Below are 13,666 nucleotides of genomic sequence, written 5' to 3' on the forward strand. Positions count from 1 at the left end.
TTCAGTTATCATGGTTCATTTTAGGAAGTCCTTTAACTTCCTCTAATTACTAAAGTCAAATGACTTTGGCAGATGCAAAAGATTTTGAAAAATTTTTAAAAAAATTTATTCATATACATTTCACGCATCTTATTAAGAGTGGATTTCAGCTTGTATGACAGCATCTGTCTGGAAATCCCCATAATCTCCGCCATCTGTGTCTGTGTCTTGTTTTCAAAGAAAATGCCATAAATAATCATGCGTTCCTCTGAGTTCAGCTGATTGATCACTTTGTGAATATCCTGCTGTTCCATTTTTGTCAGTACACAGTGCTCCACATCACAGTTCAGATCTGGAAAATCCTCAATCATGAAGACTTCTCCATCAATGGACTGACCGCTGTAAGGTACCTCCCGCAGCATCTTATCCACGACCTCACCCAGTTCGTTCTTGATCTCAACTTTTTTTGCCTTGCTGCTTCTGTAAAAATTGTTCATCGCATACGCAACTTCTTTTGTAACTTCGATCATTTCTCCATCAATATTTGCGTAATACTTTCCTTCATAAAAATATGGGTGTTCAATATACATGTCCGTTCCTCCTGAATTTGAAATCTTGTTGCTCGTTTCAAATCCAGAAGGCGGACCTCTATTTAGAATCATGCCTGCTCCGCCTTTATCCTGCCGGGATACGCCCGCAGTTATTGGCTGAAAAATTCAGGCACGAAAAAAAGCCCCAGTAGTTTTTTCTTAACTACTGAGGCTTTCGTCTCTTTCTTGTATTCAGTTATCTATGCCTTCTTTCATCAGCATAATCATTGTATCAGGATAAAGTTCACAAAGTATCCGCAATACGTTCCCATAAGTTCATGTCATTATTAGAATCGTACATATTTCAGTGTAAAAAGTTCACTATTCAAATTCTGATTATTTATAGTTAATATGTTCTATCAAAATGACTATTTTCTTTTTCATTATTTAATTTAACAAAACAATTCCTATGCCAAAAGGCGGAGTTCACTTTACATTTTCCCCACTAAAGCTGAACAAGTCGAACTCTGTATATGATATTATCGTATACAGGAATATGTTTTGTTTGGTGTATCGAAGAAAATAAAAGTAACGGCATTGTATGTTACGAAAGTGATATACAGTGTCGTTATTTTTATGCTATAATGCGGATATGAATTTAACAAATCGGAATTGTGCGCCCAGACAAGGGCGAGTAGTCTAGCAGGTGGAATGCCTGTCTGGTAAGGTCTAACCAACCGCCAGTAGCGAGTCTTGGGTGACTGCCAGTAATGGTAGTTGCTAAGCGTAGACAGCGAGAAAATAGAGAGTGTGATTGAGCCTCGAAATTTTGATATCTAGAAGGCTGACGTTTTAATTCCAGCGGAAAGCAACACAAACCAAATCGTCATGGTAATCTGTGTTTTCCACTTTCCCTGAAGCATCAGAAGCAGCGGCGTGACCGGGCTGTTGCCCAGATCGGTGACGATTCCCTTCTTGACATCGCGCAGATATTCCTCATATGTCATGATATGATCCATCTTGATTCCTCCTGTTTATAGCCTTGGTCAGTAGTTTGATACTATGTACGAACTTTCTGCGTACTTGCTTTCGTTTTCGGATACCGTACAATATTTATACAATGAATCGTCAAGAGAGGAGGCAACAAAGTGACTTCTTTAACCATAGAACAAAAAAGAGTGGACATATACCCAAGCGCAAAGCCGGGCAGCCCAGTTATCTATCTCAACACCTTTTCCAATGCCGTTAACAGTGTGTATAAAAACCTGATGGCGCTCGGCTGCCCAGATTTCTGTCTGGTGGCGGTCAGTGAGCTGAAATGGGATCATGACATGACACCGTGGTATATGGGGCCGATCTCTAAACACGATACGCCCTGCACCGGGGGTGCGGATGATTACCTGAAACTGCTTCTGGATGAAATTATGCCGGAAGCGGAAGCGCTCCTTCCCGGTGCGCCCACCTGGCGGGGCCTCGCCGGTTACTCGCTGGCCGGGCTGTTCGCCCTCTACGCTCTCTACCAAACGGATGTGTTTGCCCGCGCAGCGAGTATGTCAGGTTCCTTCTGGTTTGAGGGCATCATGGAATATGTGTGCTCCCATGAGATGAAGCGCAAACCTGACTGTCTGTATTTTTCTCTCGGAGACAAGGAGAGCTCCACCGATAATCCGATTTTGAACGTTGTGCAGCAGAATACGCAGGAGATAGAAACACTGTGCCACGGGAAAGGCATCGAAACCACCTTCGTACTGAACAGTGGCAGCCACTATCAGGCGTGCAACAAGCGCACAGCGGCTGGCATTCACTGGATATTAAATAGATAAACCGACAAGGAGATAAAACGATGGATACGATTTATTCGCTTTTTCAGAAAGTAGTTAAAGAACATGAAAATGCCCCAGCTATCATTGAAAACGACCGCACCATGACTTTTGGAGAGCTGTCCAACATGGTGGATATGATCACGTGCAGCTTTCCGCAGGAAGTACACAGCATCGGCATCGTCATGCGTCACCGAACCGAGATGATTGCCTCGATTCTGGCGGTACTCAAATGCGGCGGCCGATATGTCCCAGCCGAGCCGGATTTTCCCACCGGGCGCATCCATGACATGATGACCGAGGCACAGGTGGATTTTGTGCTGACGGAACACGCCTTTGCGCCCAAACTGAGCAGTTTCCCCATCCGCTATACAGATTGTGAGATCTGCGGCGTGGAGACGCCCTCCTGGAAGCGCAATGCCATCGAAGACCCGGAACGCCCCGCCTATGTGCTGTATACGTCAGGTACCACCGGGCGGCCCAAAGGTGTCTGTGTCACCAACCGCAATGTTTGCCATTATGTCCGTGCCTTTGCCAACGAGTTCCATCCCGGCCCCGGTGATGTCATGCTGCAATATTCCGTCTGTTCTTTTGACATCTTTGTGGAGGAAGTGTTCACCAGTCTGCTGAATGGTGCCGCTCTGGCCATCCCCGCTGACGAGGATAAGGCCGACATCCATGCGTTGATGGCTTTTGTGGAACGCCACCATGTGACTATGATCAGCGGCTTTCCGTATCTGCTGGCAGAAATGAACCACCTGTCTGTCATTCCGTCCTCTCTGCGGCTGCTTATCAGCGGCGGCGATGTGTTGCGGGGCGTTTATGTGGATCACCTGCTGAACAAAGCAGAGGTTTACAACACCTACGGCCCCTCCGAGACAACGGTCTGCGCCTCCTATTACCGTTGTAATAGTGGAACTGTGCTGGAGGACGGTACCTATCCCATCGGTCATCCTGTACTAGGTGCGCAAATCAGGATTCTGGATCAGTCTGGCAACGAGGTTGCCAAAGGGCAGACGGGTGAAATTTGCATTTATGGCGGCGGTGTATCTCTGGGCTACATTGGCGACCATGCCGAGGAAAACAGAGCTTTTGAGCGGCAGCCGGACGGTAGCACCATGTACCGCAGCGGCGATTTGGGCTATATCCTGCCGGATGGCAACATTGCATTCCTGCACCGCAAGGACGACCAGATCATGATTTACGGCAAGCGGGTGGAACTTGCCGAGGTGGAGTCCCGGCTCTATCGGTGCAAGGATGTGCAGCAGGCTATTGTCCGGGCTTTTACAGACGAGGATGGACTGTCCTATATGACCGCCTATGTGGTGCCTTCCGACAATAAGCTGAAAGTCTCGGAAGTAAAAAAAGAACTGTCTGAAAATCTGACTTCCTTTATGATCCCAGAGTTCTTTGTGAAGATGAAGCAGATTCCTTTGAATGTCAACGGTAAGCCGGATGTGTCGAAACTGCCGGTGGTAATGAAAGCGGGGGCATTATAATGGAGATTCAGATCCGGCAGGCCACGATCCAGGACCTGAATGTATTGATGCAATGGCGAATGGAAGTCTTGCATGAGGTATTCTCCATCCCCTCGGAGCGGTCTGTAACAGAGCTGGAATCGGAAAATCGCCGCTACTATCAAACAGAACTGCCGCAGGGCGGACATATTGCCTGCTTTGCCTACGTAGGGGAGGAAATCGTCGGCTGCGGCGGGATATGCCTCTATCATGAGATGCCCTCACCGGACAATCTAAACGGGAAATGTGCCTACCTGATGAACATTTATACCCGGCCGCAGTTTCGCGGACACGGCATAGGGAACAGAATCGTCAGGTGGCTTGTAGAGCAGGCTCGTCAGCGGCATATTTCAAAAATATATCTTGAAACCTCAGACAAAGGCAGGCCGCTGTATCAAACAATCGGTTTTGCCGATATGAAGGATATGATGAAACTGTCCCGTGAAAAATAAGCAAAATCAAAGGAGCATACATACAATGGAGCCAATCATCTGAAACGTTGAAGTAAAAAGCGTCCTCACAAAATCCAATTTGCCTGTGAGTGATTATTATTCGGTCAATCCTTATGTGGGCTGTGGCCACGGCTGCAAATATTGCTACGCATCTTTTATGAAGCGTTTTACCAATCACCCGGAGCCCTGGGGAGAGTTCATAGACGTTAAATTTTGGCCGGAAATCAAACACCCGGAGCGGTATGCAGGGAAAGAACTGTTTCTCTGTTACGTGACCGACCCATATCAGCCGCTGGAGGAAACCGCCTGCCGCACCCGCGCCATTTTAGAGCAGATGCAGGGCAGCGGATGTAGCCTCAGTATTGCTACCAAGTCTGACCTGGTGCTGCGTGACCTTGACCTCATTAAAACATTCCCCAATGCGCGGGTATCCTGGTCGATCAAACACACTGGACGAAGATTTTCGCGCTGATATGGACAATGCAGTGAGCATTGAGCGGCGGCTGGCCGCTATGAAAGCATTCCATGATGCTGGTGTGCGCACCACCTGCTTTATCTCGCCGATTTTCCCCGGCCTCACCGACCTGCCCTCCATCATCCACCGGGCGAAGAATCAATGTAATTTGGTCTGGCTGGAAAACCTAAACTTGCGGGGCGGTTATAAGAAAACGATTTTTGACTATATAACGGAAAAACATCCAGACCTGCTGCCGCTGTACGATACCATTTACAATAAAAAAGAACGCAGCTACTGGTCAATGCTGGATGCGCAGATGCGGCAGTTTTGCCAAGAGGAAGGGCTACTGTATGTCCGGGATGATGATTCCATCAAACGCCCGTTCAACGATCCGCCTATCGTGGTCAATTATTTTTTCCACGAAGAGATTATCCCTCGGCCAAAATGCAGAAGAACAGGTAATCAAAACTATATAGTAACATGCAGAAAGCTAGAAGTTGTAGAGGTGAGGTTATGAAACGCGCAGAATTAGAATCATTTATAATGGAGACATATAACGCTGAGACAGATTATCCGTGGCTCAAATATCCGAATTATGAGGTGTTCCGGCATTGTAATAATCGGAAGTGGTTTGCTCTGATTATGGATGTACCAAAGAACAAGCTGGGGCTGCAAGGCGAAGAAATGCTGAAAGTGGTCGATTTCAAATGTGACCCAATTCTGATTGGCACACTACGAGAGGAACCCGGCTTCTTCCCGGCGTATCACATGAGCAAGGATAGCTGGATTACTGTTGCACTGGATGGCAGCGTATCAGATGACAAAACCAAAATGTTGCTTGATATGAGTTATGAAGCAACGATACCCAAAACATGCAAAAAGAGATACTGACAAATTCAAGTTTGTAGAAAAGAGAATGGCGACAGCTGTTCTCTTTTTTCATGTATATCTTAATTTAAAATCCCAAAATTAACATTCTTGGCACTGCCCATTGGGCAGTTGCCAAATGTGGGTTGCATTTTTGGTTGCACTTTTTTAGAAAACTGCAGCCAGAAAAAGCTAGTGTTTTGGTGTGCTACCCGTCAAGTAGACAAATTAAATAACGAAAATTTTTTCTTCCCCGGTACAGTTTATGTACCGGGTTATTTATGCAACGTTTTTTAGTTTTTGTTCATGGAATTCCAGTGGTGTAAGCACCCCAAGATTTCGTTGAACTCTTTTGTTTGTGTAGAGAACAAAAAAGACGGGCATTGAAGAAGCCATTGAAACTGAAAAGTTGAAACAGGCACTTGTTGAAGATGAAAACAGTATAAAGAAATATTTTGAAATGTATGCGAAAGCAGATTTTGACGATGAAGATACACGAAATCAGGTGCTTGAATATTTTGTAGATAAGATATATGTGTATAATGACCGTCTGGTGATTACATGGTATTATTCAGATGATAAAACATCTATTGACCTAGATGCATTAACAGAAATTACAGAAACATCTGAATCTAACACGGTAGATAGGGTTTCGACATTGCTACAGTCAGATCCATATACTTTTCTGCCATATGTACTGCCATAGCACCATCTGCAACTGCTGTTACTATCTGACGAAGTAACTTTGTTCTGACATCTCCTACAGCATAAACACCCGGAATACTCGTTTCAGTGTTTTCACCTGCCACAATATATCCTTTATTATCCAGTTCTATCTGATTATCTAAAAAATCTGTTGTCGGTTTTCTTCCTATACTCACAAACAGGCCGTTACATTCTATAATGTTTTCTTCTCCTGTAACTGTATCTTTCAACCGCACACCAGTCAATCGTTCTCCATAAATCAGTTCATTTACTGTATTGTTCCATCGAAACTCTATATTTTCAGTTTTCAACAGCTGGTCATGGTAGATTTTCGTTGCACGTAATGTATCTCTTCGATGAACAATGATGACTTTCTTAGCAATTCGACTTAAAAGAACAGCATCTGATACAGCAGAATTTCCACCACCAACAACCACCACAATCTTATCTTTATAAAACATACCATCACAGGAGGCACAATAAGCAACCCCATGACCTATCAATTCTTTTTCTTTAGCAAGACCAAGTTCTCTTGGATTTGCTCCAGTAGCAATCACTACTGTTTTCCCAATATAAATTCCCGAACTAGTTTCTACTCTCTTAAGCTTTCCTGTTAAATCCATATTAAAAACTTCAGCATATTCACTTTTAGCGCCAAATTTTTCCGCCTGTTTTTGCATTTTCTCTGCCAATGAAAATCCGTCAATTCCATTTTCAAAACCAGGATAGTTATCAATCTGCCAGGTCAATGACATCTGACCACCTGCAGATAATTTTTCTAAAACAATTGTATCAAATCCTGCTCTGGCTGCGTATAATGCTGAAGTATACCCTCCAGGTCCTCCCCCCACGATAATCATATCGTAAACATGATTTTCATTCATACAGCAGTCCTCCTTTTATTTTTCCAATGCTTCATTAATAAAATTCTCTATCATTATTTTTGATTCAGGTGCAACAATAGAATCTATTGCCTTTCCATCTCGATATAAAACCAGCGTAGGAATTATCTCAATCTTTTCAGCTTCTGCAATCTGTGGTTCTTCATCAATATTTACTTTTCCAGCAATAAGAATATCGCTGTATTCTTCACTTATTTTTTCATAAGCCGCTCCAATTCTACGGCAATAACCACACCAAGGTGCCCAGAAATCAACCAAAACCGGTTTTTCTTTATGAATTAATTGTCCAAACTTTTCTTTATTTATATTTATTGATGTCATATTTTTCAACTCCTTCTCCTGTTTGAACTTAATATACCTCATAGAAAGTCTTACTTCAGTGATAATATCACAGAAAAGATAATTTACTTTATTACACTTCTTTTTATTTCTATTTATGGCATATGCCAGTTATATATTTGACGCATCTAAAAAAAGCAAGTATACTATGTTCGTAAAGGAGATAACGGTTATGAACTTCGAAAATTGTTTTCCACTATGGAATGACTTAAATACAACACAGAAAAAAATAATTTCAGACAATTTAATCACACAGTATGTAAAAAAAGGGACAATCATTCACAATGGAAACCTGGATTGCACTGGATTATTACTGGTTAAATCCGGGCAGCTTCGAACCTACATACTTTCAGATGAAGGACGAGAGATTACACTTTACCGTCTGTTCGATATGGATATATGTCTTTTATCCGCCTCATGTATCATACGCTCCATTCAATTTGAAGTAACCATTGAAGCAGAAAAAGATACTGATCTTTGGATCATCCCTGCTGAAATCTATAAGGGCATTATGAAGGAATCTGCTCCCGTCGCAAACTATACCAATGAGTTAATAGCCACCCGTTTTTCTGATGTCATGTGGCTGATTGAACAAATCATGTGGAAGAGTTTGGATAAGCGTGTTGCTTCATTTCTTTTAGAAGAGACCTCTATCGAAGGAACAAACGAGCTGAAAATCACTCATGAGACGATTGCTAATCATCTTGGTTCCCACAGGGAAGTTATCACTCGAATGCTTCGATACTTTCAAGGCGAGGGTCTCGTCAAACTCTCCCGCGGCAAAATTACAATCCTTGATCCAAAAAGACTGGAAACACTCCAAAGGTCATAAAATCGTTTTTCTGTAACATATAAAGAAGAATCCTCCATTTATCAGAATTATGAAAGTCATTCTAATAAATGGGGGATCTTTTTATATTACGAGAAAATTATAAAAATATTATGATTATTTTTAATAATCCATACCACATGCATATGCCTTTTCAATCAGCGCACGGTCATTGACAACTGCATCATAGAAGCGAAATCCGCCGGAGAAGTTGTATGTTTCATACCCATTTCCTTCCAGAATACGACTGGCAATATAACTTCGCAGCCCACTCTGGCATATCAGGTAAACAGGCTTTCCCTTCTCGATTTCATTGATACGTTCCCTTAGTTCATCTACAGGAATGTTTTTGAATCCATCCATATGCCCCCTGTTAAATTCACCTACAGTTCTCACATCCAGCAACACAACACTTTTATCTCTAGAAATCTTATCCATATCTTCCAGATGCCATTGTTTTAAGGTACCTTTTGCTATATTGTCTATCATGAATCCTGCCATATTTACAGGATCCTTGGCAGAGGAATAAGGCGGTGCATATGCGAGATCCAAATCCTTCAGCTGGGTTGCCTTCAGACCTGCATGAATTACTGTTGCCAGCACATCAATACGTTTATCAACTCCTTCATATCCAATAATCTGAGCGCCAAGCAAACGATAGGTCTCTTTTTCAAAAACCACCTTCATGGTCATCACTTTTCCACCAGGATAGTAACCGGCATGACTCATAGGAGAAAGAATTACTGTATCTACCTCTAATCCTGACTTTTTGGCATTGGTTTCATTGATACCTGTAGTGGCTGCTGTCATATCAAACACTTTTATAACGGAGCTTCCCTGACTGCCCAGGTAACGACTATCACCGCCACAAATATTATCAGCGATGATTCTGCCATGTTTATTGGCTGGTCCTGCCAAAGAAATCAGCGCATCATTACCCGTAACATAATGTTTTACCTGAACTGCATCACCTGCAGCATAAATATCCGGTACAGAGGTTTCCATTCTGTCATTCACTACAATACTTTCCTTGATGCCAAGTTCCAGACCGGCTTCTTTTGCTAATACTGTGTCTGGTGTGACTCCGATTGCCAGAACTACCATATCAGCCTGAAGGGATGGATTATCTTTCAACAGGACCTCCACTCCGTTGTCTTTTTCTTTAAATCCTTCTACCGTATAGCCCAGTACCAGTTTTATCCCATGCTTTCTCATTTCATTATGGATCATGGATGCCATATCCGGGTCAAAAGGGTTCATCAGCTGCTTAGGCCGCTGGACAATCGTAACATCCATGCCAAGCTCCCTCAAATTTTCTGCCAGTTCCAGACCAATAAAACCGCCACCTGCCAATACAGCCGATTTTGGATGATTCTTATTTATATATTCCTTTATCCGAAAAGTGTCTTCTACAGTACGAAGTGTAAAAAGTTTATCAATACCTACTCCGGGAAGTCTCGGCTGTGTTGGCTTTGCACCTGGAGAGAGGATCAGCTTATCATATTTTTCTTCAAATATATCACCATTCTCTAAATTTTTCACTGAAACCGTTTTACGTTCCGGATGTATGGAGATAACTTCATGATGAATTTTCATGTTAATACGGAAGCGTTTAAAAAAACTCTCTGGTGTCTGTAGTGTAAGTTCTTCCGGGTCTGTGATCACGTCTCCAATATAATATGGAAGTCCACAATTTGCATAGGATATGTATCCGGATCTTTCGAACACAGTAATTTCAGCATGCTCATTCAGTCTGCGTATTCTTGCTGCGGCTGTAGCTCCTCCGGCTACACCTCCTACAATTATTACCTTCATCTTATTTTTCCACCTTTCCTGAGTAAGCTGCAATGCCACCGATATTATTTACTTTAGAATATCCCATTCGTTGCAGTATCCCAGTTGCCTGGCGGCTTCGTGAACCGGAATAACAGTATACAAACAGTGGGATATCCTTATTCTTCGCTACAGAAGCAATATTGTCAAGTTGCTGCAACGGCACATTTTTACTTTCTGGTATATGTCCTTCCTGATATTCCTGCGGTGTACGTACATCCAGCAGAACTGCATCACCAGTCCTTTTATATTCTTCTATGCCTTGATTAATATTCGACTGTTTAAAGAGATCAAAAAATCCCATTAGCACACCTCCCTAAAGCATTTCTAAAATCGCATTCTTAGGTCTCGCCCCTGAAACCTGCTGTACAATCTTCCCATTCTTCATAACCACTAAAGTCGGAATGCTCATAATACTGAACTTATTTGCCAGTTCAGGCTCTTCATCTACATTAATCTTTCCAACTTTAATATCTCTACGCTCACTTGCAATCTCCTCTACAATAGGTACTACCATGCGGCAAGGCGCACACCAAGATGCCCAAAAATCTAAAAGAACGGGTTTATCTGAATTCAGTACTTCGTTCTGAAAATTATTTTTATTGATATTAATAGCAGACATTTTACAGTCCTCCTTATCTTTTTGTAGATTTATTATAGTCTTAATTTCATTTATTTTCCGTGATTACATCACCATACCTCATTAACTTAACTTCTTGCCATACCATCTACACTTAATATAACACCTGTAATGTAACTCGCCTCATCTGAAGCAAGAAACACAAACGCATTGGCAATATCTTCTGGCTGTCCAAGACGACGCAATGGAATTCTTTCAATCATAGGTTCGATAACTTCCTTTGGCACGGCCTTCATCATATCAGTTTCTGTAATCCCAGGTGCAACAGCATTAACACGAATACCTTTAGGTCCTAGTTCTCTTGCTAATGATACAGTCAATCCGTTTACTGCAAACTTCGATGCCGGATAAGCAAACCCACTTGGCTGTCCCGAAATACTCACCATGGAAGAAGTTGAGAGAATGACCCCCTTGCCTCTTGCCACCATACATTCTGCTGCTACACGAGTAGTATTAAATACTCCTTTTACATTTAGATCCATGACTTTATCAAAAGTCTCCTCTGTATAATCCATAAATGAGGTGTTTTCTGAAATCCCTGCATTATTTACCAGTATGTCGACACATCCATATTTTTCAGTTGCCTCTTTAAAAGCCTTTCTGACAGACTCCATGCTTGCCAGATTTGGACTAATTCCAGCAACTATTGCATTGGGATATTTTTCTTTTAACTTATCTACAGCAACATCTGCCGATTCCTGTGAACTTGCTGCCAACACAACTGAAGCACCTTCCTTCAAGAATTTATCAGCTGTAGCAAATCCTATACCACGGCTTCCACCCGTAATGATTGCAACTTTATCTTTTAATCTCATTTAGACTACCTCCTTACTTTGTTTGTAGTTACATTATAAGCAAAAGGTAAATCATTTTCTGTGATATCATCACAAACTATCGCAATAAAAAACCCTGTTGCTCACACGCACCAGGGTTTTTGTTTATCTATCCGTATTTAAATAATCAGAATTTTATTCAACTTCTGAAAACTGATCTTTTCCAACATTACATAATGGGCATTCAAAATCTTTTGGAACGTCCTCCCACTTTGTTCCTGGTGCAATACCACCTTCAGGATAACCTTCCTCTTCATCATATTCCCATCCGCAAACGTCACATACATCGATTATATTTAAGAAGATTCATCTACTCTGAGCTGAGTGCTAATTATATTTCTTACATAACTGTTTATTCTTATACATATAAGCATCTGCATCATCCAATAACATCTGCATTGTACACGCCATATCATCGGAGGATAATGCCCATCCGCATGCATAGTCGATTGGTAATTGATTTTCACAACTATTTAATCTCTCTTTTTCTCTTGACAATGATTTTAATATCTCCTTAATTTCCGCCTCGCTCGTATAATAAATAACTGCTATAAACTCATCTCCGCCATATCTTCCAACAAAATCCTTTTCTGGAATGACACTGCACAAGAGCTTTGCGAAATTCAATATCAACTGATCTCCTGCGGAATGTCCCATTGTATCATTTACAGTTTTTAGATTATTTAAATCAAACATTATGCATGCTGTAGAATCTGTAATTATATCTTTTTTATTAAGTAGCTCATTACAGGCATTTTTATTTGGCAGTCCAGTATGGGCATCTACGAATGCTTTTTGTTCCAGCAGTCTGTTTTGCATTGCCATCTGCATTGCCTTTAGAGTCTGCATAATAACCAATATCACCAGACTCAACATATCAAGTGCCGACAAAAGCTCTATGGTACGAATCTTTACAGCGATTTTTTCTGAATAACTTTCTGCGGCAGAGACAGTTTCATCTGCCATCGTAAAATATATTTCACTCATATTAACAATGTCTGTATTTTCGTATCCCTTGTTTCTTACTGCTTCAATTTCTGTTTTTAATTTATCCCAGTAATCACTCTGGATTTGCAGTTTTTCCTGATACTCTTCGTCATTGAGTTTTACCAGGTCATAATGTCCATCCTGATATCTCAATCCAAGAAGAATATCATCCAAATATTTAATTAATCCGTCATTTTGGTTTCCTGTAATTTCTAATTTTATTTCGCGCTGCGTAGCTCCACGTACCAGACCGGCATAATTTATTACGCGTGCTGTTCCCTGCAGCCTACTAATCTGAATCATCATAAAAATAATAAGAACTACCAATATCAATATAAGGAAACTCTGTATAATACCTATTAAATTTTTACTTTTCTTGTTTGTCTTCATTTCATAATTTATCTCTAACCTTAAATAATATTCATTTCAATAACTATGCTATTCATTTACTTTCTCTATATTTTGGACAAATACCTTTAAATATAATATCATAATCGTTATGGTAATGATTTTTTAAGAAAAATCGAATTACTTTATTAAAAAAATACCCATAACAAGTATCTTTTTAACAAGATGTTATCTCTGTTTTCCGTTCAAAAACATATTCTGCATCTGATGATAAATCAGAGCGGAATGAATAGCCTAGTCTATCAAATTTCTTAATATCCTCAGGATTTTCAATTCTGTTTTCAGCCATGAACCTAACCATTTCACCACGGGCCATCTTAGCATATGTACCTTTTGTCACCAGTTTATCTCCTGATAACTCACAAAATGTAATCGTAATGTATCTATCCTGTCGTGTCAGATATTTTTCTATGCACTTAGAGTATTCTTTCGATGCCAGATTGATTATAATCCTGCTGTTATCAATCACTGAGCGGTATAATAAATCTCCCCAGTACTCATACAGATTTTTTGTTTCTCCTATTCCAACCTTCGCCTGCATTTCCAAACGATAAGGCGTCACACCATC

The 13,666-nt window shown here is 41.2% G+C and carries 16 protein-coding genes and 1 pseudogene; 6 read left to right on the plus strand and 11 right to left on the minus strand.

Going from position 1 to position 13,666, the window contains the following annotated elements; all coding sequences use genetic code 11:
• Positions 1-95: 95 nt before the first annotated feature.
• Both AC075J_RS01980 and AC075J_RS01985 read right to left on the minus strand, forming a co-directional pair.
• Positions 96-569 (minus strand): sigma factor-like helix-turn-helix DNA-binding protein, encoded by a 474-nt coding sequence (locus AC075J_RS01980; RefSeq protein ID WP_008707683.1) that lies wholly within the window; start codon positions 567-569, stop codon positions 96-98.
• Between the two features lie 776 nt (positions 570-1,345).
• Complete coding sequence (locus AC075J_RS01985; protein ID WP_008707686.1) at positions 1,346-1,528, minus strand: hypothetical protein; 183 nt, start codon at positions 1,526-1,528, stop codon at positions 1,346-1,348.
• 129 nt (positions 1,529-1,657) lie between these two features.
• Between AC075J_RS01985 and AC075J_RS01990 the strand changes: the two genes are divergently transcribed.
• The 5 genes and pseudogenes from AC075J_RS01990 to AC075J_RS02010 all read left to right on the plus strand — a co-directional run bounded on the left by AC075J_RS01990 (position 1,658) and on the right by AC075J_RS02010 (position 5,646).
• On the plus strand, positions 1,658-2,332 hold the full coding sequence (locus AC075J_RS01990; RefSeq protein ID WP_476389907.1) for an alpha/beta hydrolase: 675 nt from the start codon (positions 1,658-1,660) through the stop codon (positions 2,330-2,332).
• Positions 2,333-2,352: 20 nt separating this feature from the next.
• Positions 2,353-3,828, plus strand: coding sequence for an amino acid adenylation domain-containing protein (locus AC075J_RS01995; protein WP_055058585.1), 1,476 nt, complete (start codon positions 2,353-2,355; stop codon positions 3,826-3,828).
• Positions 3,828-4,298, plus strand: a complete 471-nt coding sequence (locus tag AC075J_RS02000; protein WP_008707691.1) for a GNAT family N-acetyltransferase — start codon at positions 3,828-3,830, stop codon at positions 4,296-4,298. Before AC075J_RS01995 ends, AC075J_RS02000 begins: the two co-directional genes overlap by 1 nt.
• A gap of 79 nt (positions 4,299-4,377) precedes the next feature.
• A pseudogene (locus tag AC075J_RS02005) lies at positions 4,378-5,272 on the plus strand (radical SAM protein).
• Entirely contained in the window at positions 5,269-5,646 is a 378-nt protein-coding gene (locus AC075J_RS02010) for an MmcQ/YjbR family DNA-binding protein (protein ID WP_008707693.1), read from the plus strand. The pseudogene AC075J_RS02005 and the gene AC075J_RS02010 overlap by 4 nt, the downstream one beginning before the upstream one ends.
• Positions 5,647-6,254: 608 nt before the next feature.
• Here the strand turns inward: AC075J_RS02010 and trxB are convergent.
• Both trxB and AC075J_RS02020 read right to left on the minus strand, forming a co-directional pair.
• Positions 6,255-7,211 carry a thioredoxin-disulfide reductase gene (trxB, locus tag AC075J_RS02015; protein ID WP_173698444.1) on the minus strand — a complete coding sequence of 319 codons (957 nt, stop codon included), beginning with the start codon at positions 7,209-7,211 and terminating at the stop codon, positions 6,255-6,257.
• Positions 7,212-7,226: 15 nt separating this feature from the next.
• A complete protein-coding gene (locus AC075J_RS02020) occupies positions 7,227-7,550 on the minus strand; it encodes a thioredoxin family protein (RefSeq protein WP_005330449.1) in 324 nt (107 codons plus the stop codon).
• Between the two features lie 166 nt (positions 7,551-7,716).
• On the opposite strand from AC075J_RS02020, the gene AC075J_RS02025 reads away from it, so the two are divergent.
• Positions 7,717-8,400, plus strand: coding sequence for a Crp/Fnr family transcriptional regulator (locus AC075J_RS02025; protein ID WP_476389908.1), 684 nt, complete (start codon positions 7,717-7,719; stop codon positions 8,398-8,400).
• A gap of 120 nt (positions 8,401-8,520) precedes the next feature.
• Here the strand turns inward: AC075J_RS02025 and AC075J_RS02030 are convergent, their stop codons facing one another.
• The 7 genes from AC075J_RS02030 to AC075J_RS02060 form a co-directional block, all read right to left on the minus strand.
• A complete protein-coding gene (locus AC075J_RS02030; RefSeq protein WP_008708181.1) occupies positions 8,521-10,212 on the minus strand; it encodes an FAD-dependent oxidoreductase in 1,692 nt (563 codons plus the stop codon).
• Between the two features lies 1 nt (position 10,213).
• Positions 10,214-10,534, minus strand: coding sequence for a rhodanese-like domain-containing protein (locus AC075J_RS02035; protein WP_008708183.1), 321 nt, complete (start codon positions 10,532-10,534; stop codon positions 10,214-10,216).
• Between the two features lie 12 nt (positions 10,535-10,546).
• Positions 10,547-10,852 (minus strand): thioredoxin, encoded by a 306-nt coding sequence (trxA, locus tag AC075J_RS02040; RefSeq protein ID WP_005421612.1) that lies wholly within the window; start codon positions 10,850-10,852, stop codon positions 10,547-10,549.
• Between the two features lie 86 nt (positions 10,853-10,938).
• Positions 10,939-11,685 (minus strand): SDR family NAD(P)-dependent oxidoreductase, encoded by a 747-nt coding sequence (locus tag AC075J_RS02045; RefSeq protein WP_005421611.1) that lies wholly within the window; start codon positions 11,683-11,685, stop codon positions 10,939-10,941.
• Positions 11,686-11,838: 153 nt separating this feature from the next.
• Positions 11,839-11,997, minus strand: coding sequence for a rubredoxin (locus AC075J_RS02050; RefSeq protein ID WP_081019007.1), 159 nt, complete (start codon positions 11,995-11,997; stop codon positions 11,839-11,841).
• 33 nt (positions 11,998-12,030) lie between these two features.
• Entirely contained in the window at positions 12,031-13,080 is a 1,050-nt protein-coding gene (locus AC075J_RS02055; protein WP_476389909.1) for a GGDEF domain-containing protein, read from the minus strand.
• Positions 13,081-13,255: 175 nt separating this feature from the next.
• The coding region (locus AC075J_RS02060; protein WP_476389910.1) for a YaaA family protein at positions 13,256-13,666 on the minus strand (411 nt) is incomplete at its 5' end.

The sequence above is a fragment of the Blautia sp. ZXY-1-C6 genome (genome assembly GCF_056339875.1).

Coding starts and splice junctions, on each gene's coding strand:
- trxB (WP_173698444.1), bottom strand. CDS start 7,211: ATGAATGAAAATCATGTTTACGATATGATTATCGTGGGGGGAGGACCT.
- AC075J_RS01985 (WP_008707686.1), bottom strand. CDS start 1,528: ATGGATCATATCATGACATATGAGGAATATCTGCGCGATGTCAAGAAG.
- AC075J_RS02020 (WP_005330449.1), bottom strand. CDS start 7,550: ATGACATCAATAAATATAAATAAAGAAAAGTTTGGACAATTAATTCAT.
- AC075J_RS02030 (WP_008708181.1), bottom strand. CDS start 10,212: ATGAAGGTAATAATTGTAGGAGGTGTAGCCGGAGGAGCTACAGCCGCA.
- AC075J_RS02010 (WP_008707693.1), top strand. CDS start 5,269: ATGAAACGCGCAGAATTAGAATCATTTATAATGGAGACATATAACGCT.
- AC075J_RS02055 (WP_476389909.1), bottom strand. CDS start 13,080: ATGAAGACAAACAAGAAAAGTAAAAATTTAATAGGTATTATACAGAGT.
- AC075J_RS01995 (WP_055058585.1), top strand. CDS start 2,353: ATGGATACGATTTATTCGCTTTTTCAGAAAGTAGTTAAAGAACATGAA.
- trxA (WP_005421612.1), bottom strand. CDS start 10,852: ATGTCTGCTATTAATATCAATAAAAATAATTTTCAGAACGAAGTACTG.
- AC075J_RS02035 (WP_008708183.1), bottom strand. CDS start 10,534: ATGGGATTTTTTGATCTCTTTAAACAGTCGAATATTAATCAAGGCATA.
- AC075J_RS02000 (WP_008707691.1), top strand. CDS start 3,828: ATGGAGATTCAGATCCGGCAGGCCACGATCCAGGACCTGAATGTATTG.
- AC075J_RS02045 (WP_005421611.1), bottom strand. CDS start 11,685: ATGAGATTAAAAGATAAAGTTGCAATCATTACGGGTGGAAGCCGTGGT.
- AC075J_RS01980 (WP_008707683.1), bottom strand. CDS start 569: ATGTATATTGAACACCCATATTTTTATGAAGGAAAGTATTACGCAAAT.
- AC075J_RS02025 (WP_476389908.1), top strand. CDS start 7,717: ATGTTCGTAAAGGAGATAACGGTTATGAACTTCGAAAATTGTTTTCCA.